This is a genomic window from uncultured Gilvimarinus sp. (assembly GCF_963972205.1).
Taxonomy (GTDB): Bacteria; Pseudomonadota; Gammaproteobacteria; order Pseudomonadales; family Cellvibrionaceae; genus Gilvimarinus; species Gilvimarinus japonicus.
Map to the genome: position 1 here is coordinate 86,914 of NZ_CAXAUC010000006.1, position 26,001 is coordinate 112,914.

The 26,001-nt window shown below is 54.8% G+C and carries 26 protein-coding genes; 7 read left to right on the plus strand and 19 right to left on the minus strand.

Going from position 1 to position 26,001, the window contains the following annotated elements:
* Nucleotides 1-64 precede the first annotated feature (64 nt).
* Nucleotides 65-2,263 (minus strand): carbohydrate-binding family V/XII, encoded by a 2,199-nt coding sequence (locus AACY82_RS11030; protein WP_339616867.1) that lies wholly within the window; start codon nucleotides 2,261-2,263, stop codon nucleotides 65-67.
* A gap of 227 nt (nucleotides 2,264-2,490) precedes the next feature.
* On the opposite strand from AACY82_RS11030, the gene AACY82_RS11035 reads away from it, so the two are divergent.
* The 4 genes from AACY82_RS11035 (at nucleotide 2,491) to AACY82_RS11050 (ending at nucleotide 7,194) form a co-directional block, all read left to right on the plus strand.
* Nucleotides 2,491-4,116: a methyl-accepting chemotaxis protein gene (locus tag AACY82_RS11035; RefSeq protein ID WP_339616868.1), complete on the plus strand. Its 1,626-nt coding sequence runs from the start codon at nucleotides 2,491-2,493 to the stop codon at nucleotides 4,114-4,116.
* A gap of 267 nt (nucleotides 4,117-4,383) precedes the next feature.
* Complete coding sequence (locus tag AACY82_RS11040; RefSeq protein WP_339616869.1) at nucleotides 4,384-4,662, plus strand: hypothetical protein; 279 nt, start codon at nucleotides 4,384-4,386, stop codon at nucleotides 4,660-4,662.
* Between the two features lie 280 nt (nucleotides 4,663-4,942).
* The gene (locus AACY82_RS11045) at nucleotides 4,943-6,547 is read left to right on the plus strand and encodes a glycosyl hydrolase family 18 protein (protein WP_339616870.1); all 1,605 of its coding nucleotides are present in this window, start codon (nucleotides 4,943-4,945) and stop codon (nucleotides 6,545-6,547) included.
* Between the two features lie 185 nt (nucleotides 6,548-6,732).
* Nucleotides 6,733-7,194 (plus strand): type II secretion system protein, encoded by a 462-nt coding sequence (locus tag AACY82_RS11050; RefSeq protein ID WP_339616871.1) that lies wholly within the window; start codon nucleotides 6,733-6,735, stop codon nucleotides 7,192-7,194.
* Here the strand turns inward: AACY82_RS11050 and AACY82_RS11055 are convergent.
* The 9 genes from AACY82_RS11055 to AACY82_RS11095 form a co-directional block, all read right to left on the minus strand.
* Nucleotides 7,191-9,164, minus strand: a complete 1,974-nt coding sequence (locus AACY82_RS11055) for a sialate O-acetylesterase (protein WP_339616872.1) — start codon at nucleotides 9,162-9,164, stop codon at nucleotides 7,191-7,193. The two genes, AACY82_RS11050 and AACY82_RS11055, sit on opposite strands and share 4 nt — an antisense overlap.
* A 144-nt stretch (nucleotides 9,165-9,308) precedes the next feature.
* Entirely contained in the window at nucleotides 9,309-9,653 is a 345-nt protein-coding gene (locus AACY82_RS11060) for a hypothetical protein (RefSeq protein ID WP_339616873.1), read from the minus strand.
* Nucleotides 9,654-9,722: 69 nt separating this feature from the next.
* Nucleotides 9,723-9,944 carry a hypothetical protein gene (locus AACY82_RS11065; RefSeq protein WP_339616874.1) on the minus strand — a complete coding sequence of 74 codons (222 nt, stop codon included), beginning with the start codon at nucleotides 9,942-9,944 and terminating at the stop codon, nucleotides 9,723-9,725.
* A gap of 80 nt (nucleotides 9,945-10,024) precedes the next feature.
* Nucleotides 10,025-11,413 carry a tetratricopeptide repeat protein gene (locus tag AACY82_RS11070; RefSeq protein ID WP_339616875.1) on the minus strand — a complete coding sequence of 463 codons (1,389 nt, stop codon included), beginning with the start codon at nucleotides 11,411-11,413 and terminating at the stop codon, nucleotides 10,025-10,027.
* On the minus strand, nucleotides 11,410-12,045 hold the full coding sequence (locus AACY82_RS11075; protein WP_339616876.1) for an energy transducer TonB: 636 nt from the start codon (nucleotides 12,043-12,045) through the stop codon (nucleotides 11,410-11,412). The genes AACY82_RS11070 and AACY82_RS11075 overlap by 4 nt, the downstream gene beginning before the upstream one ends.
* Entirely contained in the window at nucleotides 12,045-12,452 is a 408-nt protein-coding gene (locus AACY82_RS11080; protein ID WP_339616877.1) for a biopolymer transporter ExbD, read from the minus strand. Before AACY82_RS11080 ends, AACY82_RS11075 begins: the two co-directional genes overlap by 1 nt.
* Nucleotides 12,449-12,832 (minus strand): MotA/TolQ/ExbB proton channel family protein, encoded by a 384-nt coding sequence (locus AACY82_RS11085; RefSeq protein ID WP_339616878.1) that lies wholly within the window; start codon nucleotides 12,830-12,832, stop codon nucleotides 12,449-12,451. The genes AACY82_RS11080 and AACY82_RS11085 overlap by 4 nt, the downstream gene beginning before the upstream one ends.
* Nucleotides 12,829-14,181 (minus strand): MotA/TolQ/ExbB proton channel family protein, encoded by a 1,353-nt coding sequence (locus AACY82_RS11090; RefSeq protein WP_339616879.1) that lies wholly within the window; start codon nucleotides 14,179-14,181, stop codon nucleotides 12,829-12,831. Before AACY82_RS11090 ends, AACY82_RS11085 begins: the two co-directional genes overlap by 4 nt.
* Complete coding sequence (locus AACY82_RS11095; RefSeq protein ID WP_339616880.1) at nucleotides 14,178-14,954, minus strand: DUF3450 family protein; 777 nt, start codon at nucleotides 14,952-14,954, stop codon at nucleotides 14,178-14,180. Before AACY82_RS11095 ends, AACY82_RS11090 begins: the two co-directional genes overlap by 4 nt.
* 176 nt (nucleotides 14,955-15,130) lie before the next feature.
* Between AACY82_RS11095 and AACY82_RS11100 the strand changes: the two genes are divergently transcribed.
* From AACY82_RS11100 to AACY82_RS11110, 3 genes are all read left to right on the plus strand, one after another.
* A complete protein-coding gene (locus AACY82_RS11100) occupies nucleotides 15,131-17,296 on the plus strand; it encodes a TonB-dependent siderophore receptor (protein ID WP_339616881.1) in 2,166 nt (721 codons plus the stop codon).
* 100 nt (nucleotides 17,297-17,396) lie between these two features.
* The gene (locus AACY82_RS11105; protein WP_339616882.1) at nucleotides 17,397-18,077 is read left to right on the plus strand and encodes a Fe2+-dependent dioxygenase; all 681 of its coding nucleotides are present in this window, start codon (nucleotides 17,397-17,399) and stop codon (nucleotides 18,075-18,077) included.
* Nucleotides 18,062-18,583: a tRNA-uridine aminocarboxypropyltransferase gene (locus tag AACY82_RS11110; protein ID WP_339616883.1), complete on the plus strand. Its 522-nt coding sequence runs from the start codon at nucleotides 18,062-18,064 to the stop codon at nucleotides 18,581-18,583. Before AACY82_RS11105 ends, AACY82_RS11110 begins: the two co-directional genes overlap by 16 nt.
* A 7-nt stretch (nucleotides 18,584-18,590) precedes the next feature.
* Here AACY82_RS11110 and AACY82_RS11115 read toward each other — a convergent pair whose 3' ends face one another.
* The 9 genes from AACY82_RS11115 to AACY82_RS11155 form a co-directional block, all read right to left on the minus strand.
* Entirely contained in the window at nucleotides 18,591-19,016 is a 426-nt protein-coding gene (locus tag AACY82_RS11115) for a hypothetical protein (RefSeq protein ID WP_339616884.1), read from the minus strand.
* 80 nt (nucleotides 19,017-19,096) lie between these two features.
* On the minus strand, nucleotides 19,097-19,708 hold the full coding sequence (locus AACY82_RS11120) for a DedA family protein (protein ID WP_339616885.1): 612 nt from the start codon (nucleotides 19,706-19,708) through the stop codon (nucleotides 19,097-19,099).
* The gene (locus AACY82_RS11125) at nucleotides 19,705-20,757 is read right to left on the minus strand and encodes a lysylphosphatidylglycerol synthase domain-containing protein (RefSeq protein WP_339616886.1); all 1,053 of its coding nucleotides are present in this window, start codon (nucleotides 20,755-20,757) and stop codon (nucleotides 19,705-19,707) included. Before AACY82_RS11125 ends, AACY82_RS11120 begins: the two co-directional genes overlap by 4 nt.
* Complete coding sequence (gene clsB / locus AACY82_RS11130; protein WP_339616887.1) at nucleotides 20,757-22,085, minus strand: cardiolipin synthase ClsB; 1,329 nt, start codon at nucleotides 22,083-22,085, stop codon at nucleotides 20,757-20,759. The genes AACY82_RS11125 and clsB overlap by 1 nt, the downstream gene beginning before the upstream one ends.
* Before the next feature lie 12 nt (nucleotides 22,086-22,097).
* A complete protein-coding gene (locus AACY82_RS11135; RefSeq protein WP_339616888.1) occupies nucleotides 22,098-22,841 on the minus strand; it encodes an endonuclease/exonuclease/phosphatase family protein in 744 nt (247 codons plus the stop codon).
* A 194-nt stretch (nucleotides 22,842-23,035) separates the two neighbouring features.
* Complete coding sequence (locus AACY82_RS11140; RefSeq protein ID WP_339616889.1) at nucleotides 23,036-23,356, minus strand: hypothetical protein; 321 nt, start codon at nucleotides 23,354-23,356, stop codon at nucleotides 23,036-23,038.
* A complete protein-coding gene (locus AACY82_RS11145) occupies nucleotides 23,343-23,897 on the minus strand; it encodes a sigma-70 family RNA polymerase sigma factor (RefSeq protein ID WP_339616890.1) in 555 nt (184 codons plus the stop codon). The genes AACY82_RS11140 and AACY82_RS11145 overlap by 14 nt, the downstream gene beginning before the upstream one ends.
* 7 nt (nucleotides 23,898-23,904) lie before the next feature.
* Nucleotides 23,905-24,282, minus strand: coding sequence for a DUF6249 domain-containing protein (locus AACY82_RS11150; RefSeq protein ID WP_339616891.1), 378 nt, complete (start codon nucleotides 24,280-24,282; stop codon nucleotides 23,905-23,907).
* 125 nt (nucleotides 24,283-24,407) lie between these two features.
* Nucleotides 24,408-25,820: a sugar porter family MFS transporter gene (locus AACY82_RS11155; protein WP_339616892.1), complete on the minus strand. Its 1,413-nt coding sequence runs from the start codon at nucleotides 25,818-25,820 to the stop codon at nucleotides 24,408-24,410.
* Nucleotides 25,821-26,001: the final 181 nt, after the last annotated feature.

Genomic DNA, 26,001 nt, shown 5'->3' on the forward strand with positions numbered 1-26,001 from the left:
AAAGCCTCTCACTCCAATAAAAAACGGCGCCGTCAGCGCCGTTTTTTATTGCCTGCTTTAACGGTTAGCGCCGAAACCCGCCGCGCGCTGGCATCGGACGACTGGCGGCGCGATTCATACCGCGCTGGCGCGCTTGAAAATCACGATTTAAGTTGCTGCGATCAATCGTCGGCCTGGTGCTGGGGCGATTGTAATTGCCCGCCTGTGGACGATTGATCGACTCCGGCCGCTGTATAGTGTCGCGATTAGGCAAAGTTTCGGGTCGTTTTTTCGGCAGTGATTCACGAATCTCGTTAGTATTCCGATCCGTTTGCCAATCGCCTTTATCCCGCACTTGCCACTGGTCACCCATCTTGCGGGCGACATTGCCATTTCTATCGGCAAATACATTATTGTCGCGCCCTTTAGTCATTTGCGCCGTTTTTAAATTGCGCTTAACGGTTTCGGCGCTGGCATTGCGCGCACGGTTCTCGGACCGCTTATATAAATTGCGGTTTACGTTGCCGGCGGCAATATTATTTTTGTTTAAGTTGTTTTTAATGTGAGCACGATTGCCAATATTAACGTTGTTACCAATATTAATATTACCGGTATTAATCACCACCGGTGGACGATGGTAGCCCCCACCGTACCATCCGCCGCAACAACCCCAAGGCCGGTACGGGCCATGCCAACCGCCACCCCAACTGGCGCCAAAACTAAAAAAGCCATTGCTCCAGCTCACACCCACATTCCATCCCGTCCAAGGGTTATAGCCCACATGCAAACCCCACGTGGGCGGGCGTGGATAATAATAGCTGCCCCAGTAAGGCGGGTAATACCAGCCGGTGCCATACACGGGTACACCATAGTAAGGAAACGACCACATATAACCCGGACGATAACCGACGTAGACGACCTCGGGGGTCGACTCGTACACCTCGACATAGGTGGTGTTATACACCGGCGAGCTGGGGGGAATTTTATTGATCTCGTCTTCGGGAATCGTATCGGCAACTTGCCAGGGGCCGGTAGGCTTTGCCGCCACAAACCACACAGCATTATCGACCGCGTAGTATTTGTTATCGATCTTCAACACTTGGGCACCTGTATTAACAGCGTAGGCGACCTCAGTTCCTTTAATATCTTCAAAGGTGGGCGTTCCGTCATAGCTTACCTCAAGCGTGGCCTCGCTGCGCTTTACCGCGGTCGTCTGCGGTATTTGCGCATCCAGTAAAGCATCGTCAGCTTCTTCTGTACCGGCTACCGAGACCCGTAAGCCACCAATATCCGAGGCCGGCGGAATATCACTAAAGCTGCTCGGCAACCGGTCGGCGCGAACAAACTGCCAGGGGCCGTCTTGATCTTTGGCGCGATACCAGCGACCAGACAACAACAGATACATTTGGCCGCCTTCGATATCGCGCAACCAAGGGGTTTCGGTATTTTCGACGTACAATAATTTTCCCCCAGCCAGACTCTTCCAGTTAGGCTTGCCCTGGGTGGCAATCAGCTCGGTCGGTTCAGTGGCGACCACCACTGCGGGGGGATTGGCATCGGCGGGGGTGTCAGTTTCGGGCTCGGGTAACATGGCCACTAAATCAGGCGGTGGACTGTTCGTGGTTTGCCAAGGACCAAGCGCCGATTTCGCGCTGTACCAAAAGTTACCACTGCTGAGATAAAAGCGATTTTGCGACTTGTTGTGAACCACCAAAAACGGGGTGTTTAACGCGCGCTCGTAGGGGCTGTCCTCTACCGCCGAAAAATTCGGTTTGCCGTCATACAACAGCAGTACCGCCAGCTCATCGGCAAACCTAATCTCGGGCGCTTCGTTTTTCAACTCGGCTAAACTCTGCTGTTCTAGCTCGGCGTTTTCTAAACTGGCGGATAAACTCTCTAGGCTAATGGTAAAGCCCACCGTGGGGATGGCCGCCTCCACCACTTGGGTAAAGCGCGCCTCATCGGCGGCCTCCGAGTCGGGCCAGCCGACGCGGGTCACGGTAATATCGCGCACCAATACCTTGCCCGAATCGCGGTTGGTATCAATTCTGGCATCAAACCAAAAAGCGCCAAACACCGGGTCTTTTTGCCCCTTTAATTCAAGCGACATAGCGGCCCGTCCGCGCAACTGATTACCGGTTATTTTTTCGGGTTGCGGTTGATAAACGACAATCAACCCCTCATCGGCCGTTATCTGCTGCGGCCACTCAATGGCGTTAGCAGCGCTCGCCAACAAGACAAGCCATACGCCCACAACACTCGCTATCCATTTCATCCGTGCCATAACCCACCTCAGTGAAGCAATGCTTTTGCTGAGTTTAGCAGCTAACCGACACTCTAACCCCAAGCCTATCAACTAAGATGCATTACAGAATTTAAGGCCAAGGCCGATAACCTAAAATCGTCTGCGTATTTTGCGCCAAATGGCGAGCTTAGCTGACATTTCTGTTGGTACGAAAAACGTTAACGGCCTACCAAACGACCGGACAACTCAATCAAGTGAGACACTTTATGAAATGGTTAACCCGCAGTATGCAAACCCGCCTCGTTGCTGTGGTTGCGTTGGGCATTGCCGGACTGTTGCTGGCTGCCGAAGTGGCGATTGCGATGCTCAACACCCAGCTCACAAACTACAATCAGTTAATTGAGCGCAATATTGCCTATGAGCGCAGTATCTCCACGATGAATTTCGCCTTTAAGGTGCAGGTTCAGGAGTGGAAAAATGTGCTATTGCGCGGCACCGATCCCGTCCAACGCGACAAATACTGGAGCCGCTTTGTTGACGCCCAAAGCGATATTCAAAATACTGGCAAAGCTCTAACCCAAGAACTGCCAGATGCCAATTCGCGCGAGCTGTTAAACCAGTTTCTTTTGGTCCATGCCAAGGCATTCAATAATTATCAACAAGGCTTTGAGCGCTTTGCCACTAGCGGTTACAACCCGGCGGTAGGCGACCAAGCTGTGGCCGGCATCGATCGTGAGCCGAGCCGTTTGCTGCAAGAGGCCGCCGACCTTATCGCCAAAGACGTTAAAGTGGCCGCCGCCGCAGTGCGGCACACCAGTCAGCAAGTATCTTTTTGGGCGCAGGTGGTTACCTTTGCGGTCGCCTTGATTGCGCTTGGCGTGTTGTGGCTACTGCTGCGCTCGTCACTTATTCGCCCTCTGCAGTCGATTATGGGCCACATTAAACATATGGCGAGTGGCGACTTCTCACAGCCGTTTCATTTGCAACGCCAAGACGAGCTGGGCCAGTTGGGAGACAACCTGCGCAATATGCAGCAAGAGATGCGCTCGGTGGTAGGCTCGGTAAAAGCCACCGCCGTGCAGCTCGGCGATGCCTCGGCCAATATCAATCAAACCGCCTCCGATATTGCCCGCCATATTGGCGCAACCGAAAGCTCGACCGATCAGGTGGCGGCGGCCGTTAACGAAATGTCGTCGACCGTACAAGAAGTGGCCAATAACGCCTCCGGTGCGGCTGAAGCGGCTGGCGCCGCCGATAAAAGCGCTCGCACAGGGCAGGGCGTCATGGAGCAAACCGTATTGGCCATTAGCCAGCTCTCAACTCAAGTGGGGGAAGTGGGCCAGGCAATGGCACAACTGGAGACCGAGACAGACAGTATCGGCCGTGTTCTTGGCGTTATCAAAGACATTGCGGAGCAAACGAACTTGCTTGCCCTTAACGCGGCCATTGAAGCGGCGCGAGCGGGAGATCAAGGCCGAGGCTTTGCCGTGGTCGCCGATGAGGTCCGGGCACTGGCGCAGCGCACTCAGCAATCTACCGCCGAGATCCAAAACATTATCGAAGCCGTGCAAGCCGGCGCCAGCCGAGCGAGTCACGCGATGGAGACCGGGCAACAGCAAACTGAGCGTACCGTATCACTGGTGGACGAGACCGGACGAGCCATTCGCGACATCTCAGATGCGATTAACGCCATTGTCGGGATGAACACTCAAATTGCCACCGCTGCCGAAGAACAAAGCTACGCCGCAGAAGAGATCAATCAAAATGTGGTTAAGGTGGTCGAGCTGGTACAGCAAGCCCATCAAGCGGCGCAGCATTCGACCCAGACGGCCAACGAGCTGGATACCACGGCGCAAAAACTATCGGGGCAAATAACACATTTTGTGGTTTAAGCGCCCAGGTTAGATTGCCTTTACAACGGGCTAGAGTGCACTTACACCTAGCCCTAAAACAGAGAAACACACCGCTACTCTCACCGGCGCCGACTATCGCACCGGCCAGTAAACGCGATGGATACAGCCGCTTTAGCGCAAACCTAAAAACATTGGGGGTTATCGTGTAAAGCGTGAAATAATTCACGTTGAAAAACTGGGTGGCATTAAAAAAACCGCTACACTCTTCGCACACAAGCGCCATACTAATCGCGCTAAGAGGTGCCCATGGAACTTTATCTCGCCAGTGTGGTGATGCTACTCACCATCGCCGCCGCCGTTTACACCCAGGCGCAACTCGCAAAACATATCAGCAATAGCGCTCAACGTTGGGTGGTACGTACTAGCCTAATCGCTATTGGTATTGGGTTTGCCTGGGTGAGCAATAGCACCTATCAACCTAGCGGCGCACTCCAGTTCATCGTGTGTATTACAGCGTTCTGCGTTACCCACGTGCCCTCTGCTTGTATTTTATATTTAAAGCGCAAGCGGGCAGCCCAGCGTTAAGTGGATAAACCCACTCGGCAATACCTCACCTCATTTGTGCTAGGCATAGCGCATCTATCAACATTTTCTAAAGTGCTTATTGGCCACCATGGCAATCGACAGAACGCCGACTAAGTTGCATTAGTTAACGCCCAAAAACGCTACAGTACACGGCGAGCGATTAGGTGATTTACAGGTAAGCGGTCAGCACGCCATTAAAGAGCTAAACCATTAGCCAGCGGCGACAACGTTGCCTCGCAACACAACAATAATGCCCCTCAATCAAACAGGATGATTGCTCATGAATGCACTTAGTAACGTAAAATTACTCGCAAAAATGACAGCGCTGTCTGCGGCGCTAATAGGGCTCAACGCTCAGGCGGCCGATAAAGTTGTCGGCTATATTCCGTCATACAAAAATATGACGGCGGTGGTGGATTCGGTGGATCTCAGCCAACTAACCCACATTAACCTGTCGTTTTTAAACCCCAATGCCAACGGCGTGGTTACCGCTGGCGGCGACCCGGTGTGTATGCCAGGTACCTTTGGCGCCAATGTCACCGGCTCCGAGCTAAGTTATGTCATCAATAAAGCTCACCAAGCCGGTGTTAAAGTACTGGTATCGGTGGCCGGCGGCGTGATTCCCAGCTGCTCCGGCGATTGGCAAACTCTGCTGAGTCCGGCTAACCGCGCCAATACCGTGAATAACCTGCTCAACTTTGTCAGCAGTTACAATTTAGACGGCTTGGATGTGGATATCGAAGGCGTGGTGTTAACCGCCATCGACAACGCTGGCAACTACACGCCGTTTATCCAGGCGCTGCGCAACGGTTTGCCCAGCGGTAAGTTGCTTACCTCAGCCACCGCCTCTTACAACGGCGGTATGGTGCCCACCTCGTCACTGCCTTACTTCGATTTCGTCAACATCATGTCCTACGATGCGGTAGGCCCCAGCTGGGGAGTGTCGGGTAACGAGCACTCAAGTTACGCCCAAGCGCAATCGGACATTGCCACTTGGAAGGCGCGCGGGTTAAGTAAAGACAAATTAGTACTCGGCGTACCTTTTTACGGTTATGGCTTTGGCGGTTATGCCCCCAGCTATTCAATATCAGACATAGTGGCGCAGTTTGGCGCCGGCGCCGCGCAACAAGACGTGATTGGCAACTTATGCAGTGGTTGCAGCTACATTACCTACAATGGCCTGCCCACTATTCGCGCCAAAACCCAGCTGGCTCTGCAAGAGGGCTCGGGTGTGATGATTTGGGAGCTGTCGCAAGATGCCAGCGGCAGCAACAGCTTACTCAGTGCCATTAACAACAAGATGGACGCGGGCGGCGGCCCGGGCAACACCGGCGACTGCCCGGCCTGGGTTGAAGGTACCCCCTATGACGTCGGCGACGTGGTGTTGTATCAGGGTGGCTATTACGTCGCCGAGTACGCCAATCCGGGCTACATCCCCACAGTCAGCACCTACTTTTGGAATCCAACCACCGCCGCCGCTTGTGGCGGAGAAAACCCCACGGGCTTTAGCCAAAAAGTTGAGGCGGAGGGGTTCACCAACATGAATGGCGTACAACTTGAAGCCACCAGTGACACCGGTGGCGGCCAGAATGTTGGCTGGATTGATAGCGGCGACTGGATGGCCTACTCGGCGATGAGCGTACCGGTTGCCGGCAACTACCGTGTCGAGTTGCGGGTGGCTAGCCCCAGCGGCGCACAACTGTCGCTGGATTTAAACGGCGGTCAGACCCAGCTAGGATTAGTGGATATACCCGCAACCGGTGGCTGGCAGAACTGGCAAACCGTCAGCTTAGATGTACCACTGCCCGCCGGGCCTTTTAGTTTTGGTATCTACGCTCCGGTCGGCGGTTGGAACATTAACTGGTTCAGCCTGACCCAGCTGTAAAACCATACACCAGCCTCGGGCGCAACGCCTGAGGCTGGCATAGCCTCGACGTCTCATCGCTTAATAGCAGCTAATTTTGCACTCAGCACGCACCTCCTGCGCTAGGCAGCGTCTCAACAAACTTGCTATGATCAGCTAATAAATGCGCCATCGGCGTCCACCTAAAAATCAACCTAGCCATGACAATGCACCACCCTAAAGGCTTTACCCTTATTGAGTTAATCGCCGTCATCCTTTTATTGGGCGTTCTCGCGGCTGTTGCCGTGCCGCGGTTTATCGATTTAAAAAAGGCCTCGCTACAGGCGACCATGGAGTCTATGACCGGCGCAATGAAAAGCGCGGCAACCATGATTTATGCAAAATCCGAAGTAGAGGGTGTGGCCGATCTTGCCAGCAGCAGTGTGGATATTGACGGCACCAGTGTTGCCACTGTGTACGGTTACCCCTCGGGCACAGCAGCGGGTATTGATAAAATGATGAACGCCAGTGGCTGGCAAAAACGCCCCAGCATATACAGTGGGGCCTGGGTGTATTGGCACGGTGTGATTCAAGAGGATGCCGGTGACGCGCAATGCTATTTACGCTACCGCCAACCCACCGGCCCCAAGCTGGCACCGGTGGTCGATGTGCAAACGTCGGGCTGTTAATCGGCGGCTTTTTCTTCCACCGGTAAACTCAGCGAAAACGGCATCAGCGGCAAGCCGCTGCGATTTTTTACATTGGCTTTATCCGGAAAGTCGGCCCAGCCGTAACGCACTCGCGTCGGGGCTTTTACTTTATCGCTCCAGACCAAAATGTGATCACCCTGTAATTCCGCTTTGGCCCAAACAAACTCCCCATCGCCGCCGGCAATGGCAAAACCGCTGGGCTTGCCTTTACTGACCAAGCCACGGCTGGCGTGGGCAACGCTGATCAGAATTTTATCCTCCTCAATACTCATGCGATAAGCGGCGGGGCTATCAGCGGCGAGTTTCGCTTCAGCGTAAACAAGCTTGCGCGCGGCCAGAGCCAAACGATTGGCAACGCCTTTTTTGTTAAGCGGGTGAATGTCGTTCCACTCACCGAGCCCCAGGTTTACAGTCAACGCGGTATTGGGCTCGCTGAGTACATGAGCTTGCGAATCACGCATGACCGCCCAATCGCTGGGCTGATTGGCATCGTCGGTAAGCGCACCAAAGCCCGGTAACTGCGCCACAATAAACGGCAGCCGTGGCTGCTTAAAGTGCGCGCGCCAATCGCGCACTAAAGCCGGCAGCAACTGGGCGTACTCGGCCGCCGCGCCGACGTTAGACTCACCCTGATACCAAATCACACCTTTAAAAGGCACATTAAACAAGGGCGACAGCATCGCGTTGTACATGCCCACCGGCTGTAAAAAATCCCAAAAAGTGGTGGGCGGTGTGGGCGTGTGGTTAACGCCAACCCGATACCGCCATTCGCCGGCTAAGTCGATAGACTTACTCGCCAGCTCTAACGCGTAGGGTTTATCAGGCACAAAACCACCGTCGTTATTATTGGTAATCAAGCGCACGGTAATCTCGTTAGCGCCGGCCTTTAACACCCCTGTGGGCACCGGATAAATACGCGGCGGATACTGATAGGTGATATTGCCCACTTGCTGACCATTCACATAGGCGGTATCGGCATCGACGATTCGTCCCAGGCGCAACGTGGCCGCTTGGCCGGCGGCAGACTCGGGCACCATCACGGTTTTTTTCAACCAGACCACACCGTTGATCTCACCCAAACCGCGCTCGGACCAAAAGCCCGGCAATTTAATCGCTTGCCACTGGCTGTCGACATCGGCCATACGCCAATTATCCGCTAAGCCTTGGTCGTGTTTATTAATGTAGCTGTACCACTGATCGCTCGCTTTGCGGTCGGCGGCTTTTTGCGCGTCCACATAGCCGGGTTTTGCATTTTGCTCGGCCTGCGCTAAGTAATGCGGAAACGCTTTTAACGCCTCGGGGCTCATCCACGACTGCGCCGTAGAGCCGCCATAAGCGGCGGTGACAATACCCACCGGCACGTCTTCGGCTTGCTCGATGGCCTTGGCAAAAAAGTAACCCACTGCCGAAAAATCCGGCAGGGTATCGGGCGCGGCAGCCACCCAACTACCCTCGGGCACGTCAGTTTGCGGGGCTTGGTAATCGACCACTTTAGGCACCTTAAACTGGCGGATACGGGTATTGGCCGACTTAGCTATCTCATCGGCGTACTTCTCGGCCACCCGCGCCATGGGCAGCTCCATGTTGGATTGCCCGGAAGCCAGCCAAACATCGCCAAAGTAAACGTCTGCTAGTTCAATACGATTATCACCCGCTAGTGTCACGGTATGGGGCCCACCAGCACCGAAGGTATTGCTGGAGCTGATACGCCACTGGCCGTCAGCGTCCGCCTGGCCGCTGGCCACTTGCTTGCCATCCACACTCAAGGCCACAGCCTCGCCTGGGTCTGCCGTGCCCCAAAACACCACGGGTTGATCGCGCTGTAAGATAGCACCATCGGACAAAATCCGTGGCAGCTGCACATCGGCGGCCGCGCTAAAGGACGTTATAGAAAGGGCCACCGCGAATGGCGCGATTAGCAGGATACGGGCGTTACTCACTATACTCATTGGGTGTACTCTTGATACTTATAATAGTCTCACCGACTATAACAAAGGCTAGCCGCGCTCGCTATAAGCCTTGCTCAGCACAACAACAAAAGCCTTCTGCCAGTGCCGCTTAGCCAGAGCATAATTCGAGCCTCGCATCGGCGTTTAGCGCTTGCAGGCCACCGCCGTAAAAAAGTGCCAGTGCTTAGCGAGGCCCTGTAAGGTGGTGCCCGGTTCATCGGTTGTCTGCCACGATTGAATGTCAAACGGCACCAGCAGTTGCTCAACCTCACGCTGGGTAAAAGCGCTGACGTTCAATGCCGGCTCGCGCGCCCAGGAGTCGTTCACACCGAGTATATCAACACTCAGCACGCCACCTGCGGGTAAACACTCGGTGATAGCCTCCCAGGCAGCGGCAAACTGTGACGGCGGACAAAAGAATAAGCTGCGATGGGCCAACACCAGGCTCGCCCGCGGATAGCGATAATCGACAAAACTCGCACACTGCAAATGTACACCGGGGTCATCGCCATAGCGCTCTCGGCAGTATTCGATGGCTGCCGCCTCGGCGTCATAGCTTTATACGGTATAGCCTTGCGAGCGTAAATAGGGAATATCCAAGCCCGAGCCACAACCCGCATCCACAGCGACTTTGGCAAGCTGACCGGCGGCTAACGCAACCGCTTGCTCGGTAAGATCGCGATGGGGAAACCCCTCGGTGCGAGCGTAAAAGTCGCGCCAGCTTTCATGTGAGCGGGGCGGCGCTGGTGATGTGCGAGTGACCTTTGAGGTGTCTGGCATCATGCCTCCTTGTCATCCAAGCCACGAGTATAACCTCATGGTGATCAGATGCACCTTCCATCCCAGCTGTTACACGCGAGCTAGCCCCGGCCGCCGCGCTGATTAACAATGCGCTCGAGGGTGTTGATATTGCGCTGTATTTCACCGCTGGGTTGCTCGCGATATAAATCGCGCAGCAACGTCAAAGACTCGCGGTAGCGCTCTTGGTTGATCAACGCCTGGGCTTTGCCCATTAGCGCCTGCTGCCGATAACCGGGTAGCGCGGCCGCTCGGGAGTAGAGCATCTCGGCCTCGGCGTAGGCCTGAGCGTTGGTTTTTAACCGCGCTAGATCGACGATGGCATCGGCAAAGCTGGGGTCGAGCTCGATGGCGTTTTGCATGGCAGCCATGGCGTTTGTTTGCTCGCCGCGATGCTCCGCCAAGCGCGCCTGCAGATGCAAGCGGCGGGCGTTATCGGTACTGCTGAGTTTGCTTTTGTGCGCGTCGATGCTTTGCAACAATTGGCCGGCGGCGCGCCATTGCTCTTCGCTCATCATCCAACTGGCGAGGCGACTTAAGTAGCCCATATTGATGTCGCCGGCGGCGAGGTTTTTATCCAGCAGTGCGAGCGCGCGGGGAAAGTTGCCCGCTTGCATATGCAGCTGCGCCGCGGCTTGGCGGTTGGCGCTGCTCACACCGCCCAAACGAATGGCCACCTCCAAGCTGCTTAAGGCCTGATCGGAATGATGCTGGCGCAACTGCACTTGGGCGCGCTGCACCCACAGCTCGGCGTCATCGCTGCGCTGGTTAATTAAATCGCCCAGCAACGCCTCGGCGCTGTCGTACTGACCCGATTGAGTCAGCGCGTAAAGCAAACCCGACTGCCAATCGCGATTGTCCGGATCGAGCACCAACGCTTGCTGGTACGCCTCGGCGGCGGCAAAGCTTTGGCCGGCTTTTAAATTGATGTAGCCCAAATAGCCGTATGTGGTGGAGTCGGTAATCCCCAAACTGACCGCGCGGGCCAGCGAGGTGCGCGCCTCGCGGTATTGCTCATCGGCAATGGCGGCCAGTGCTAACGCTCGGTGGGCGCGGGCAAAGTCGGGCAATAATGTTAACGCGGCGCGATAACTCTGCGCAGCGGCTTGGTTGTCCTTCAGTTGTTGCTCTATTTGGCCGCGCAATAACCAGAGCGCAGCGCTTGGCTCATCGCTTTGCTGCGCTGTTAGCAGTGCTAACGCCTCCGTGTACTGCTCGGCCTGCAACAGCGGGCGCAGTTGCTGCGCGAGCGGTTGTTCAGCAGCGGCTAAACTAGCCTCGCGCTCGCCCAAAATGGCCGTGCCCGCCGGCAGCTGCCATTGCGGCGCGGTGATCTCGATGGCAATGCGCGGGTCGACCCCGGCGTTTTTGCCGGTGGCTGACTGCGCGCCAAAGGCAACCGCTAACACACTGGTAAACGCTACAACACAAGCGAGGCGAGACTTCATCATTTGGCAAACTCCACGGGCCAGGTAAACACGGCGCGAACCGGCTGACCTTTTTTGGTCGGGCTGGTAAAACGGGTTTTTTGCACCACTTTATCAATCAGCGGCTGCAATTCGGGGTAGGGGTTAGAGCGCACTCCGCGCAAGCTAACGTGGCCGTTCTCGTCGATCATCACATCCAGCTCCACCGTCGCCTGAGTAATACCCCGGCGCACCAAGCTATTAGGGAACACTGTGCGCGGGCTGTTAACCACCTGCGGCAACTGATCCAGCTCGGCCAAGCCAAACGCCTCCCAATTAACTGTTAGCTGGGTGCTCCATTCGGGGGTACTGGCCAGTTGCGGCACCTCGGGCTCGGCCAACTCCAGTTGCGCATCCAGCTCTGGCACGCCCAGCTCGACGCTGGCACCGCCGCTGGCGATATTTAGCTCCACCGCCGTGGCCGTGCTCTGTTGCTGAGTCTGCGGCTTCGGGGGTGGCGGCGGTGGCGGCGGGGCCGACAACTCGATACTGCGCACCTCGACCTGATCGGGCTGCAACAGCGGTTGGTTTTGCAGCCACTGCTCGGCACCGATCAAAATCGCCACCAGCAACACGCCTAAGCTCAGGGCAATGGCCCGTCGGTGAGTGCTTTTCATTACCGGCTCTGGGTCGCGATATTAACGCTGGTAGCACCGCCGAGTTTGGCCTCGTCGATCACCTCGACCAACAGCTCGGTAGGCACTTGTTTATCGGCCTGCACCACCACCGGTGGCGGCTCGCTGCGGCTTTGCTGGGCGAGTGCCGCGCGCACACCGGACACCCCAATATTGGTGCCGTCGTACATAACTTCACCAGCGCTGGTAATGGCAATCAGCATGACCTGCTTTTGCAACTGCTCGCTCGATACCGCCTGGGGCTTATCGACCTCGACGCCGGTTTCGCGCACGAACACGGTGGTGACAATAAAGAAGATCAGCAGGATAAACACCACATCCAACAGCGGCGATAAATCGATACCGCTTTGGTGGGTTTCTTCTAAGCGTTGGTGCAAACTCGGCTTCACGCTTGGGCTACCTGTAAACGGCTCCAGCTAGTGGCGCGGCGGCGCAACCAACCCAGCAGCATCCAACCCGGCACCACCATCAGCAGGCCCAGTTGGGTGGTCATAAGCGCATCGGCGATGCCGGTGGTCAGCAACTCTTGCTGATCAAGCTGGCCACTGGCCATGCCTTTAAAGGTCACCAATAAACCGGCGATGGTGCCCAGCAAACCCAGCAACGGCAAGGCGGCTAGCATGGGATTAATGGCCCCGAGCCAATGCTGCACTTGTTTGTGCCAATCGCTGCTTTGTGGCTGTAACAGTAAATCCAAAATCAGGCCGTACACCACCACCGCCAGCGCGATGATCAGCCAGATAATCAGGTTATCCCAATGTAGGTTCACGATTGTGCTCCTTGAGCTTTTGGCTCGGTCTCGATTTGGCTAAATTTGATGGCATCCGTCTCCAGCTGGCTGTAGTAAGACTTAACCCAGCGCTGCAGTACGGCGTGCAGTAACAACGCGGGGATGGCCACCACCAGGCCTAACTCGGTGGTGATCAGCGCCTCGGAGATACCGCCGCTCACCACGGACGGATCGCCGGCGCCAAACAGCGTCATCATTTTGAAGGTTTTGATCATGCCCGATACGGTACCCAGCAGCCCCAATAAGGGCGAGACAGCGGCGGTAATGGCAATGGCGCCCAACCAATACTCCAAGCGGTGTTTGTGCTCAAGCAAGCAGGCAAACAAGCGATCGTCGCGCTGCTGGGAGGTGCCGCTGGCGCGGGTAATTTCGATCATCTCGCGCTGTGCGCCCTGGGCTTGCTGCGCCAGCTTGTTAAGCGCGGAATCGCCCTCGCCACTTTGCACCAGCTTCTCGCAGCGCTCGGCCAGTGCCGGCAGGAGTTTTGGCTCGCGCCACAGTTGCAGCGCTTTGCCCAAACCAATTACCAAGGCAAACAACGCAAAGCCTAGGATGGGCAGTACCCACACGCCGCCCTTGGTTAAGTGGGCCAATACGGACTCTTGGTTTTGCGACAACGCCAGCGCGCGGTTTAAGGTGGGGTCAAAGCTCACATTGCCACGGCCAGTGCTTTGCAGTTGTTGTAACTGCTCTAGCGCACCACCGCTTAATTCCAGCGCCGCCACGGGCAATGGTTGATCCTCATTGCGTTGCAGCAAACCGCCGCGTTCGGCATCGGCCTGTAAATACCACTCCACCGGGCCGACTTTAATTTGCGCCGCGCTCACGACTTCGCCGCTGGGGCTCACGAGCGATGCGGTGTGCCACTCGGGGTACAACTGTTGCTCCATATCCTGCAAGCGCAGCTGCAACCAGTCGAGCCCGGCGCTAAAGTTTTGCCTTACCGGTAAATCGCGTTCGGTGCCACGGGCGAGTTGCTGGTGTTGCCCAGCCAACAAGTTGTGCTGATAACGGCCCTGGTTGCGCCACTCGGCCAAGCGCTCGCGCAGCTGATCCAAACTTAAGGTTTGCTCATCGGCTAAGCGGCGGGCGACGGCCGTCTCTTGGCGCAGTTGGCGTACGTCGTCACTCAAGTTATGCAGCTTTTTACCCAGCGCGGTGCGCTCGGCGGTGAGTTGTTTTTGCGTGCTCGCCAGGTTTTGTTGCGCACTTTTAATATCGGCCACCAGTGAGGCCTCGACTTTACTCGGCAAGCCATCGGCGGACACGACCGCCGAGCACAACAATAACGGCAGTAGCACGCGCAGGGTTTTAGTCACCAGCTTCATTGGTCACCTCCCACAGCGCTCGCCAGTGGTGCGGGCACCATCGCGGGCTCTCGCTCGCCTTTCAGCATGGCGACAATCGCGCGCACATCGGCCGGGTCGATATCCGCCTGTTCTTGCCACTGCCAACCGCTGGCGGTGGCCGTGCCGCGGCCAAAGTACTGATCATCGGCGCTGATGTACCAGCCTTGTGCAACACCTAAATAGACTTGATCGGCTAAGATTTCGCGGCCGTCGGTTAGCGTCATCGCGGTGGTATTTAAGGCAACCCGGGCATTAAATCGGTCAAAATCGGCCACCAGTGCCAACAGCGCCTGCAAGCGCTCGCTGCTATCGAGCGCCTCGGCGCCAAGCTTGGCTAATGACTCGCGCCACTTAGCGGCCAGCGGCGGCGGCAATTGCGGCGCCACTCTTTGTACCTGTTGATAGGCGCGCTCTAACTGACCCTCAAGCGCCTGCTGATCGGTCTCCATCTGCTCTTGCTCAAGCAGCAATTGTGCGCGGGCCTCGTCGACCTCGCTGCGCTCACCTTTATTGGCCGCTAGCGCCTGCTTTAGCTCTTTTTGCTCGGCCTCTAATAATGACACTTGCTGGCGCAACGCCGCCTCTGTGAGCGCCCAATCGGTTTGCATCTGATTGCGCTGCTGCTCCAGGCCAACCCACTGGGATACTAATTGTTCAGCAGCCGTCGTAGCCGGCTCGGCCTGAATGAGCCCAGACATCACGAGCAGGCTTGAACACAGCAAAGAGCGGCGCAGTAAAAAAGGGAGATTCATGGGTACAGGTACATCCGAATTAGCTAGATAACAAATAGTTCCATAGTATTTCACTAATAATAACGCAAATTGTTTTTATTTACATCGGTTTTGCGGTATTCTAATGAGAATGAGTCGTATTAAATTAATACCTCACCCAAAAACCGTTTAATGCTCTTTTTAAAGGAATCAGCTTCATGAACTACCGTCACCTCCCCATCACCATCGGCGCCGTCCAACGCTGCGCACTTGCCAGCGCCGTAGGCTTTGCCATGAGCAGTACCGCCTTTGCACAAACCTCTGGGGAAGGTGCCGTATTGGAGAAAACCCGTATCGAGAGCACCGATGAGCGCTCTTATAAAGTCGATTCGATGAGCTCACCCAAGCGCACCCAACCGATCCTGGATACCGCCGCGACCCAGTATGTGTTGACTGAACAAGTGATGGGCGACCAAGGCGTTGATTCGCTGCAGCAAGCGCTGCGCAACGTGCCGGGCATTACCATTGCCGCCGGCGAGGGTGGTACCAACCCAGGCGACAACCTGAGCATTCGCGGCTTTGACAGCAGTGAAAACATCTACGCCGACGGCGTGCGCGATACCGCCGTGTACGAACGCGATGTGTATAACCTAGAGCAACTAGAAGTCACCCTCGGCCCCTCATCTACCTACAACGGCCGCGGCTCAACGGGTGGCTCGGTTAACTTAATCACCAAAACCGCAAAATTTGATACGGCTTATCGCGGTACCGTTAAAGCCGGTAACGATGATCAGCTGCGCGCTACTATCGACTTGAATCAGCAACTCAGCGACACCGTCGCAGGGCGATTAAACCTATTGGTGGAAGACAGCGGCACTCCCGGTCGCGATGTGGTCGAAAATACCTCTGTAGGTATCGCACCATCGCTGGCAATGCAGCTGGGCGAGGCGACCCGCTTAGACTTGTACGGTGAATACTTAGATCAGGACAATATCCCTGACTTCGGTATCCCGATGTTTACCCGCGACAACGGCGAAGTGTATATCCCCGATGGCACCGCCGATAATTTTTACGGTTTTGCCGAAGGCCGCGATACCGAAGAAGTCGACGTAATGACCTTCTCGGGTAAAATCAGCCACGACTTTAGTGACAACACGCGCTTAACCAGCTTGCTGAAGTACACCGAAAACGATTTGTTTTACGTGCGTACCTCGCCGCGCTTTAGCCGTACCGACCCAGACAACTTTGCTCGTCGGGACGACATTAAAAGCAAATCACAGTCGCGCGATATCGTCACCAGCCTGACCGACATCACCACGCAATTTAACACCGGCTCCGTTCAGCACGATTTTAACGTCGGCGTAGAGCTAACTCAGGAAAACCTAGACCAGTACGTGGTTAACGTTGAAAGCGGTGATTACCCGGTCGATACGCCTTTGTACAGCCCCAACCCCAACGACACCTGGGTTGGTAGCATCAGCGAGGACAAAAGCCAAATTCGCGCCTCTGAGAGTGAAACCTACGCAATCTACGCGTTTGATACTCTGACTTTAAACCAACACTGGGAATTAACCGGTGGGGTGCGTTTAGAGCAGTTCGACTTAACCTACAGCCAAAACTACACCAGCAGTGGCCGCAGTGGCGAAACTCCGCCATTCTCACTAGATAGCAGCGACACCATGCTAAGCTGGAACGCCTCGACCGTTTATAAACCCGCCGAAAATGGCTCGATTTACTTTGGTGTCGGTTCTGCGTTTACCCCAGCGGGCAATGGCTTAACCCTAAGCGCTGACACCGCCGATCTCGACCCGGAAGAAGCCCTAAGCTACGAGCTGGGCACCAAGTGGGATCTGTTTGGTGGCAACTTGTTAGCATCGGCCGCTGTGTTCCGCACCGTGCGCACCAACGCGCAAACCACCGACGCCGATGGCGAGGGCATTGTTCTGGACGGCGAGCAGCAAGTGGACGGCATTGAGTTTGGCTTGACGGGTAACATCACCGACGCACTGCAAATTCAAGCGTCGGCGGCGATTATGGATTCTGAGGTGACCGAGTCAAACGACCCCGAAGAACAGGGCAACGAGCTGGTCTTAACCCCCGACAACACCTTAAGCATCTGGGCCAACTACACCGTAACCGACAGCCTAAAAATCGGTGGTGGAGTACAGCACATGGGTGAATATTCCGTGCGCGACGGCGTTACGGTACCCAGCTATCAAGTGCTACAATTGATGGTCTCTTACCAGCTAAACGACGCTATTTCGTTCCAGCTAAACGGTGACAACTTGGCCGACGAGCGTTACATTTCATCGTCACGTCCCGGCGGTCACGCCTACGTGGGCGACGGCCGCTCAGTCACCTTAGGTGCAAACTTTAGCTTTTAATGTAAATGCTAAAAAACGGCCCGCCGGTTTTTAGGTGGGCTACCAAACAGCCCTCGCGTTTGCCGGGGCTGTTTTTGTTTTTAGACTTTGAGGAAATCCTATGCTGCATCGCATCGCATCCGTACTGACCAAAGCGCAGGTACAACACGCCCGCGAGCGTTTGGCCGAGAGTGACTGGATCGATGGCCGGGTAACCGCTGGGTTTCAATCGGCGCAAGCCAAACACAATATTCAACTGCCCGAGAATTCACCCGTTGCCCGCGAGCTGGGCGATATGATTTTATCGGCGCTGGGCGCCAACCCGCACTTTATGTCGGCGGCGCTGCCCAATAAAATATTTCCACCGCTGTTTAATTGTTATCGCGAAGGCCACAGTTTTGGCAACCACGTGGATAACGCCATTCGCCCCGTGCGCGGCACAGCGGTAAAAATTCGCACCGACTTGTCCATGACTTTGTTTTTGTCGGAGCCAGACGAGTACGACGGTGGCGAGCTCATTATGGAAGACACCTACGGCAACCAGAGCGTCAAGCTCGGCGCCGGCGATTTAGTCCTGTACCCCTCGACGAGCTTACACCGGGTCGAAGCCATTACCCGCGGCCAACGCATTTCATCATTCTTTTGGCTGCAAAGCATGATACGCAGCGACGAGCAGCGTCGCATTTTATTTGATCTAGACCAATCCATTCAGGGCATCACCACCGATTACCCAGACGACCCACGGCTGGTTTCTCTGACGGGTGTGTACCACAATTTGTTGCGCCAATGGGGCGAGTGTTAGTCGCCGCTGGCTGCATGTTTATTACTCTACTAACCCACGCTACGGAGCTTGATAAAACCAGTAATACCGGGCAGTTAGTGTTGTCCGCTTTTGCTCAGCAACGGGCTGCCAATTGCCAGCGTATTATTTGGCAGCGTAAACAACCCGATGCCGAATTACTCCTGCGCATTAACGCTATGCCCAGCGCATTGCTGTACCCAGCACCCAATGGGCAAGCACCCATCCTGCTACAAGAGCCCCGCCATACACCACTGCCCGAGCATATCATTTTGTTGGATGCGACCTGGCAACAAGCGCGCAAGATGTACAACCACAGCCCCTACTTGCACGCGCTGGGGCACATTGAGCTAAAGCCCGATGTACCATCGCAATATCGCTTGCGGCGCAACCAGCAAGAATACGGTTTGTGTACCAGTGAATGTGTCGCGGCGTTATTGCGGCGGGCAAACCATACCGCATTAGCCGAACAGCTCGACACCGAGCTTGCCCTAAAGCAAGCTCGGTAACATCGGATTACCGGGTGACGCGGCGCCAGTGTTCATACTCAACACGCTCATCGTTTTCAAAGCGCTCGGTATACCAGTTGTCACCCTCCAAGCGATAACGAAACTCGTACGAGTCTTTGCCCACCTCGCCAAACGAGGCGATGCTGGGCGTCTCAGTGTAGTGTGAATCAGTTGCGATGTAAGGGCCGCTGGCGGCCGCCCAAAACTCGCCATCGCGTTTAGAGATAAACGAAAAATGATCGGCATTGATCACTTTAATACCAACAAACTTTTCTTGGTTATAGTCCAGCATCGCGCCTTCGGCGTTTTTAAACTCACCGCCGGCCAGTTTCCAGGTGCCGGTTAGATCTGCCGCTTGCAAGCAGCTTGCGCTAAGCGCAAAAAGCAAGGTCAGTAATTTACCCTGTGTGTTAATTAATAACTGCAATGTCATACCATGAGCCTTTGTTTATTAAGTGAATCGCAAAGGATCATCTATCAGGCTTTTTTTGTTTTTTTTAATGGTACCCGAGCTCAACCGGTTTTGCCCGATTTTTCTGGTCCGCGCCAAACGCGCCACACGTACCAAAGCGTCATAGCGACAATAACAGCCGTGCTAATAGGGCCAATATAATCGCTGGCAGCGGAAAAATTTTGCTCCAGAACCAAGCCTAAATACGCCAAAAAAGCCGACCAAATCGCCGTGCCAATGGCGGTAAACAGTAAAAACGGCCACAGCGACATTTTACTAATACCGGCTGGGATCGAAATCAAAGATCGCACCCCCGGCACTAAGCGCAACAGCAATACCGTCCAGATTCCGTAACGATCAAACCAGCGCTGGGTTTTATCGATATCTTTGCGGGTAATAACGAACCAACGGCCGTATCGATCACACCAGTGTTTTAAGCGCTCGGCACCGAGCTTATGGCCCAAGTAATACAAAGGTAGTGCACCTAGCACTGACCCCACCATGCCCGCTAACACCACCAAGGCAAATTGCAGCTGCTCTTGGCTGACCAAGTAACCCGCCAAAGGCATAATAATTTCCGACGGAATAGGCGGAAACACATTCTCGATAAGCATTAAAAAAATAATCCCAGCGTACCCGGTCGAGCGGATAATATCTGTGACCCAATCACTCATGCCGATTCCGCCTCTGACAGAGCCGCCGTGGTTTTGTTGCGCTCATTGTTAGGTGTTTCGCTATCACCTTGGGGCGGCCTGGTGAAGGCTTCAAACACCAAGTACGTGGGTGTCGCGATAGCCAGCGGAATTAAATAGAACACACAGCGATAAGCAAACAAGCTGCCCAGTATGGTACTTTTTTCAACTTGACCTGCCAACAACGCAAGAAACACCGCCTCTAGGACACCCAGCCCACCGGGGATATGGGTAATAACGCCCGCCAAACTACTCACTAATAGCACCGCAAAAACGGTGGGAAAGTTTACATCGTCGGCCAAGAACTGGTATATCACGCTAGCCATTAACGTCCAGTGGGCGCAAGCCACCACAAGTTGCAGCACAGCGATACTCACCGAGGGTAGGGTAAGCGTGGTATCGCGCACCTGAAATTCACGCCGTTTAGAAAACGCGCACATTCCAAGGTAGGCTAAAACCACAGCGATAAACGCCGCACCAATAAACTGCAAGTGGGTGGCGTTAACCGCCCAACTCTCGGGCGGGTTAACTTGCCCCGATACAAACAAGCCTCCCGCCAGCAAAATATAACCAAGCCAATTCGTGGCAATGCTAATACCTAAAATTCGGGTGACATCGCCCGCTTTTACGCCCAGACGAGAGTACAACCGGTAGCGGAACGCAATACCCCCCACCAATGAACTTAAATTTAAATTAAAGGCATAGCTTAGCCAAGCGACAAACCACGTTTTAGCAACGCTTACTCTTAACCCTAAAAGGTAGCGCCCAAACAAATCGTAGCCCGCGTACACAAAATAACACAACACTCCCAAGCCAAAACCGGTTGCCAAGGTAACCATCGAGGTATTTTTCAGGGTTTCAAACACCTTGCCCCACTCAATGGTAATAGCCTGCTGATAAAGCAAATAGGCCACCAAACAAAAGAATACGACGGTCAAACCATTTTTTACCCAGCTCCAGTTAATCCAATGGCGTAGGCTATGGAGCTTCTCGCCAAATGCACTGCGGTGACTCTCGGTACTTGGCATCATTAAACCTCAGCTTCTTTGGCTTCAATTTCGGTGTTTGTGTCGTAATCTTGCTTGCGAGTAACCCGGCGCGCGTGTTTTGACTCGGGATACTGGCGGCGCAAGTCGGCATCGCGGGTGCGCCCTTCACCCGTTTCAAAGGCTCGTTTTAGCTCACGGATTTTTGGTGTGTGCGCCGGAAACAAGCCGGCAAAGGTCGGAAAGTGACGCAGCGAATGGTACATAAAAAAATCTTTAACCAGATAGTACCAGCGACGACGCTTAACCCAATCGTTTTCAATTTTAGTACTGTTTTGTTCCAGCGCCTCAATTTGATCGGCTAATTGGCCATTAAAAGTTCGATCGCGCACAATAATATTAGCCTCTAAATTAAACGCGAGACTTAGAGGGTCGAGGTTACTCGAGCCAATGGTCGACCACTCATCGTCGATCACCGCAATCTTGGCGTGCAGCGGCCGGTCGCGATACTCGTATATCTTTACTCCGTTGCGCAGCAGAACATCGTACAACGCCCGCGCCATAGGCAACGCAAACGGAATATCCGGGTCGCCCTGTAACACCAAGCGCACATCGACGCCGCGCTTAGCCGCTTTGCGCAGCGCACGCATAAACCGGTAGCCGGGAAAGAAGTATGCATTGGCTATCCATACCCGCTCTTTTGCCTCGTGAATACCCGCTAAGTAAGCTTTCTCGATGTCACTGCGGTTGCGGCGGTTGTCTCGCGAGACAAACGCCATCGGTGTGGTGCCAGGCTTATCGGGCGATTTAAGCTTCTCGACAAACTCGTGCAAATGCTCGTCTTTGGCATCGCGCACATAACTTTTACACAGGTCGCGCAACTCATTCACAATCGGACCTTCTAGCTCAACCGAGTAGTCTTGCTTGCCTTCGGGGCCGCTGCTGATCATATGGTCGTTACACATATTGATGCCGCCAATAAAACCATAAGTCGCATCAATAACCGCCAGCTTGCGATGCAAACGACGAAACAGTTTAGGCCGCCCGTTATACCACTCAGGCTGCGGGTCGTAGATCTGAAAGATAATGCCAGCATCAGCCAGCTCTTCGATATACTCGGGGTTTAAAAAATGACTGCCCCAGCTATCGGCCGTAACACTCACCCAAACACCGCGTTTTGCCGCACCGATAAGCGCTGTTTTTAACGCGCCGCCAATGCGGTCATCCTCCAGAATAAACGTCTCTAGCAAAATCTCTCGCTTGGCGTGTTTAATGCGTCGCAACAATTGGGGGAAAAACTCTTCGCCATTGACCAACAGCTGCAAGCGGTTGTTTTGACAGAAGTGACCTTTAAACTCTCGAAACCCAAACATACTTCACTCCTGTTAAAATTCGACTTCGGCCAATAGCGGTGCGTGATCCGATAAACGCGACCAAGGTTTGCTAGACAATACAATAGGCATATGCGTCTCGGCGCCACGCACGTAGATGCGATCGAGCCGCAGCATGGGGAACAGCGCGGGAAAGGTGCGTGGCGGCTTACCGTAAGCTTCGGTAAACACCTCTTGCATCCCCGCCTTCTCTTTTAAGATCGCCTGAGACTTTTGCATCCAGTCGTTAAAGTCGCCTGCCACCACAACGGCTTCGTTAGCGGGGATCGCGTTGACATGCTCACACAGCTGCTGCAGCTGGATTTGCCGATGGGGCTCGCGCAAACTTAAGTGCACACAAATTGCGTGCAACGGGTGGCCAGATTGGGTATCGATTTTACAGTGCAGTAACCCGCGCTTTTCGATGCCATTTAGTGAGATATCCCAGTTGTCCCAACTTTTAATCGGGTATTTACTGAGCAGCGCGTTACCATGATGCCCCTCTTGATAGACCGCGTTGCGGCCGTAGGCAAAATCTTGCCAAATTTCATCGGCCAAAAATTCATACTGTGGTTGCTCGGGCCAAAGCTCGGCATGGCGCTCAGACCAGCTTTGATGCTCGCCCTGAACCTCTTGCAAAAATACCAAATCAGCCGATACCAAACGCACCGCATCGCGCAGCTCATGCAGCATAAACTTGCGATTAAAAGTGGTAAAACCCTTGTGGGTATTGACCGTTAGAATCTTTAAACAGGTCACGCCATTCCCCCGACAGACAGAAATCTTTACACGCACATTGCAAATAACACACGTAAACCATGCGATTTAAGCCAAAAACAGCAAAAGAAACCGCAGAACAGGTGATATTGCAGGATTGATGCCGAAACGTGAACTAGGCACGCAGGCAGCGCGTGAACACCGGCTAGGATCGGCTCGGCCGGGGCTAACGGCGGCTAACTCCAGCGCTGGTAACTCCAATAGCCGCCGGCCAACACGGCCGTGGTGAACACGCCACTGACCGCAGCCGCCAGCGTTAGCCAGGCCCTATCACCCAGGCCCGTTAAAACAGAAATGAGGTTGCCCCAGGGGAACACTAACGCCACCAACAACGCGACCACCAAACCCACCGACAGATTAGCCAGCCACAACTGGCGCCGGCTGACCGGTGCAGGCAAGCTGGCCATCACCCCAGCGGTAAAACCGTCGTCGTCCAGGTACGGCTCTTGCGCGGCCAGCGTTTGCTCCAGCCACGCGTCCAGTTTATCCGCGCTCATTGCACACCTCCTGCTGCCAATCGTGCAGTATCGTCTTGAGTTTAGTCTTACCACGCAGCACGTGAGATTTAATCGTACCTAAAGGTAGCTGCATCAGCTGCGCCGCCTCTTCGTTGCTGTAGCCCAGACGATAAGTTAAGTGCAGCGCTTCGCGCTGGGGGGCGCTCAGCTGTACCATCGCACGGTCTAAGTCGCGGCCATTAAGGGCCGGGCCCTCGCTGACCAGCTGTGCTTGTGAGTGCTCGACCAACTCGCTGTCGGGCGTAGGAATATTGCGCCGGTAATGGCTCATTAAGCTATTGCGCGCTATTTGGTACAGCCAGGTAAAAAACGCCGACTGGCGCTTAAAACCGGCCAGCGCGTGGTACGCCTTAATAAACGCATCCTGCGCAATATCGTCGGCCAATGCGTGATCGCCGCCACACTGCTGGCGCAGCGCTTGGCGCAGGCGCGACTGATAGCGCAGCACCAGCTGGCTATAGGCGTGCCGATCGCGCCCTTTAACGGCGCGCTCGATTAAGACCTCGTCACCGAGCTCCATCGTGTAATTAATCGCCGTCGCGAGCTTGGTCGGCGCGGGAATCCTGCCATAACTTATAGTTTACCGCCCCCATCGCAATGGGTATCAGCGCCAGCGCCGCCACATCTAACCCAGCGGCAAAAAACAGCGCGACAAAGGCCGCGCCACCAACCCATAACAGGTACAAGCTACGCCGATACAAAGGGTCGCCCCCGGTGTTTTTAGCCGCGCCGGTAAACAGTGATTCGGGCACCGGCTGGCCGCTTTCAATCAGGCGATTAATAATCTCTAGCTGCAGCTGCTTGCGCTTATGCAAGCTAAACATCAAGATTCCCAAGCACAATACTGGGGTCGAAAACACCATAATGATGGCAACAATAGGAACCAGAATACTGATGTCGTTCACGGTGGACTCCTCGGTCTATCACTCAATTACAGGATAGACGCGGGCGGGGGCAAAACAGATGCAAGGTTGCTGGGCAGACACAAAAAAGCCACCCGAAGGTGGCTTTTTTGATCGCTTGGAAGCGGTTATTCCATTTCTTCCAGCTCTTTGCCTTTGGTCTCGCGAACCATAAAGATCACGAAGAACACCGACAGCGCGGCAAAGAAGGTATAAATACCGTAGGCCGCCGACAGGCCAATACCGGCCAACAGGATCGGGAAGCTCCAGGTAATCAGGAAGTTAGCCAACCACTGCGCCAAACCGGCCACAGCCAGGCCCGAACCGCGAATCTGATTGGGGAACATCTCACCCAGCATAATCCACACCACAGGGCCCCACGACAGATTAAACAAAAACACATAAATGTTGGCACCAAACAGTGCCAGCAGGCCAGAATCGTCCGACAACTCCAGGTTGCCCGCGGCATCTACGGGCGCCCCCGCAAACGCGTAAGCCACCACACCTAAGCTAATGGCCATACCCGCCGAGCCAAACCACAACAGCGGCTTGCGACCAATTTTGTCCACCAAAAAGAAGGTAATAAAGCAGGCGGCAATACTGATACTACCGGACAATACGTTCACCAACAGCGCTTGGCTTTCGGTAAAGCCGGCGGCCTCCCACAGTACCGCACCGTAGTAAAACACCACGTTAATGCCCACAAATTGCTGCAAAATCGCCAAACCAAGGCCAATCCATACCACGGGGCGCACTTTACCGGCGGCTTTGTCGATCAAGTCCGAGAAACGCGGACGGTGATGATCGGCGGCCATCGAATCGCTAATCTCGGTCAGTTTGGCAGTACCATCGACCGAACCATACAAACGTACCAACACCGCGCGGGCTTTTTCGGTTTTGCCCGAGGCCACCAAAAAGCGGGGGCTCTCTGGGATCGCCAACAACGCAATAAAGAAGATACCGGCCGGAATCAGCTCGACCCAGAACATCCAGCGCCAAGTCTCGTAGCCCAGCCAAAACTCAGCGGTCGAGCCGCCAGCGGAATCGGCCAAAAAGTAGTTACTAAAGAAAGACGCGGTAAGACCCGAGATAATCGCAATTTGCTGCACCGAGGTCAGCATCCCGCGATAACGCGCCAAAGCCACCTCACTGATATAAGCCGGCGCCATCACCGAGGCCGCGCCAACCGCCAAGCCACCGAGAATGCGATACACCACAAACTCCCCGGTAGAGCCGGCCACACCCGAGCCCCAGGCCGAGATAATAAACAGTATTGACGACACAATCAGCAGCGCTTTACGGCCATAGCGATCGGCCAAACGGCCCGCAAACAGGGCGCCCGCCGCACAACCGAGCAACATCGACGACACGCTAAAGCCGGTACCGGCCGACTCGGAATCAAAGGCAATCTGTAAGCCCTTAACCGTGCCGTTAATAACACCGCTGTCGTAACCAAACAGGAAACCGCCAATCGTGGCGATCACACTGATAAAGATAATAAATCCTGTACTGCCCTGATCAGAGCTGACTGAATTATTCATGGAAGATACCTAAATTATTAATTATGTTGTTAGCGCCATATGGGCATCGCGCTATCTGTGGCTCGGGCCGAATACTCCGGCAAACACGCACCGATCATAAACACTATAGATTCACGCCACAAGCGGCCAAGAGCCTAAAACGCTGGTTTGAGCCAGTTGTCGCGCGCTTATAGTCAATAAT